General features: G+C 53.4%; 1 protein-coding gene and 1 pseudogene. One reads left to right on the forward strand and one right to left on the reverse strand.

The window, feature by feature from the left end; all coding sequences use genetic code 11:
* Positions 1 to 1436: chloride channel protein (locus tag BP822_RS11225; RefSeq protein WP_286878306.1), on the reverse strand; the 1436-nt coding region annotated here is incomplete at its 3' end.
* 161 nt (positions 1437 to 1597) lie between these two features.
* Between BP822_RS11225 and BP822_RS11230 the strand changes: the two are divergent.
* Positions 1598 to 2406 (forward strand): annotated as a pseudogene (locus tag BP822_RS11230) (DNA degradation protein EddB); the annotation flags it as partial.

Genomic DNA, 2406 nt, shown 5'->3' on the forward strand with positions numbered 1-2406 from the left:
CGGTAGATGCCATCTCTCACCTCCGAGATCCTGCAGAGAGGGCTGACGGCGATCACCTCTTTGTGCATCGCCTCCCCCACCGATACTTCGGAGAGCACCGGCTGGGGAAGATCGAGATAAATGCCCTTTCTCATCAGCTTGATAGTGTAAATGGACCCACCCTTCAACAGAATGCGAGCCACGGTATAGCTGGTGATGCAACAAATAATCAGAGACGGCAAGCCACCATAGTTGCCGGTCATCTCCGTGATCATGAATATACAGGTGAGAGGCGCCCCGGCTGTCCCGGCGAAAAGAGCCCCCATGCCCAGGAGCCCGTAGTCCAGGGGATTGGCAATCTGATCGGGCGCCAGGATCTCAGCCAGCATGCCCGCCGCCAGGCCGAACATGGTTCCAATGTAGAGCGTGGGCGCAAACACCCCGCCGCTCCCTCCGGATCCGACGGTGGAGGATGTTGCCAGCATCTTCAGCAAGCCCAAAGCTAGGAGCAGAAGAAGCAGATCGGTGGCTGGCGCTCTCGCTGCCAGCATGAAGACGTTATTGATGCCCTCATAGCCCACTCCCATTATGCCGAACTCGAAGAAGAATATGCCGCATACTCCTGCTGTTAGCCCGCCAACTGCCGGCTTCAGAATGTCAGGTAGAGGCAGATCCTGGAATCGGTCCTCAAAGAAGTAGTAGCCTTTCACCCAGAGGAAGGAGAGAAATCCAAACAGGGGCCCGATGAAAAAGCAGAGAACCATATCGAAGGTGGTAAAGTAAAAGTTGGGATTCACGAACTCCGGCACGGGGTCGATCAACTCCGTTGCTACCGCTTTTCCCACCACCGCCGCCAGCAGAATGGGTACCGCATCAAGTGATGTGAACTTCTTGCTGATCACCTCCATGCTGAATATCGCCCCGCCCATGGGTGCATTGAAGGTGGCGGCAATCCCCGAGGCTACGCCGCAGCAGGTGAGCACCTTCAAATCGCGTGCAGACAGCCTTATGGCTTTGCCGATGGCCGAGCCTGCTGAGGCTCCAATCAGGGCAATGGGCCCCTCCCGCCCGGCGCTCCCACCGCTGCCCAGGGTTATTGCGGAGGTGAAGATGAGAACCAGACCGGCTCGCTTTCTGATGTCGCCGGTAAACCTCTGCAGAGCGATCATGATATGAGATATGCCGTCGCCCTTCGCCTCCGGCGCCAGCTTGTAGATCAGAGGTCCGACGATGAGGCCGCCAAGGACCGGCAGCAGAACGACGAAGTAGCTATTCGGCAGGAGAGGGAGGAGAAAGCCGAAGAAGAAATCGTGGCTAAGCTCCACCAGCTTTCGGAAGGCCACTGCCCCCAGGCCCCCGCTTATCCCTACCACAATGGAGAGAAGGTCCAGGTAGATCCATCGCAGATCTTCTGTGAGCTTCAGATGGATATTCATCCACTCGCCATAGGCTAACACATATTCAGATGGTGATAAAAAAGCTTTTCTTTTGGAGGTGACTACTCCGAACTTAAGGAAGGCTTGATCAGAGGGATGGAATGGATTTGAATTTATCGATTATCTTCGTTCTTTTGGCTGCGAGCGCTGCAATCTCGACTGCTGCTCCGGGCGGAGAATCAATGATTGCTGATCTGACCATGATTCATGCCATCCAGGGAGATGGACAGTCAAGCCCATTTCAGGGGATGAAAGTCTCGATAGAGGCTATTGTTACCGCTGATTTCCAGGGAACAGATAAGCTGGAAGGATTCTTTGTCCAGGAAGAGGACAGCGATATAGATGACAATATTGAGACCTCAGAGGGCATCTATATCTATGATCCTGGACGGCTGGGAGTGAAAGAGAATGTCACCAGAGGTGATCTGGTCATAGCCAGGGGGCATATCGAAGAGTTCCATGGCCTGACCCAGATGAATTTAAAGGAGATAAAAAAGAAAAAGGCTGGCAAAAATGAGACTAAGAGCACTTTGACCGCCCACCAGCTCATCCTGCCGCTAAAGGAGGATTCGCTGGAAAGATACGAGGGAATGCTCTTGATGCTCCCTCAAGATCTGGTCATCACCGATATTGAGAATTTCTCCGCATATGGGGAACTGGCCATATCTCCCCAATCCCGGCTGCCTGTTCCCACCAACGTTGCCAAGCCCGGAGCCCCAGCCGCGCAGGTCCAGGAATTGAACAGTCGCAGCATGATCATCCTTGATGACGGCAGCAGCCGAAGATTCCCCGAGTCTTATCCATTTCCAAGAACCATTCGCTGTGCAGACACCATCCAGGGAATTATGGGGATAATGAGCTATGGCTACGGAAATTATAGATTGGAACCTTTGAATATCTCTAAAATCATAATATCCAATCCCCGGCCGATGAATCCTGAACCAGTGGGCGGCAGATTAAGGATTGCCAGCCTGAATCTGGAAAACTACTT

Source organism: Methanosaeta sp. UBA458 (assembly GCF_002496085.1).
Lineage (GTDB): Archaea > Halobacteriota > Methanosarcinia > Methanotrichales > Methanotrichaceae > Methanothrix > Methanothrix soehngenii.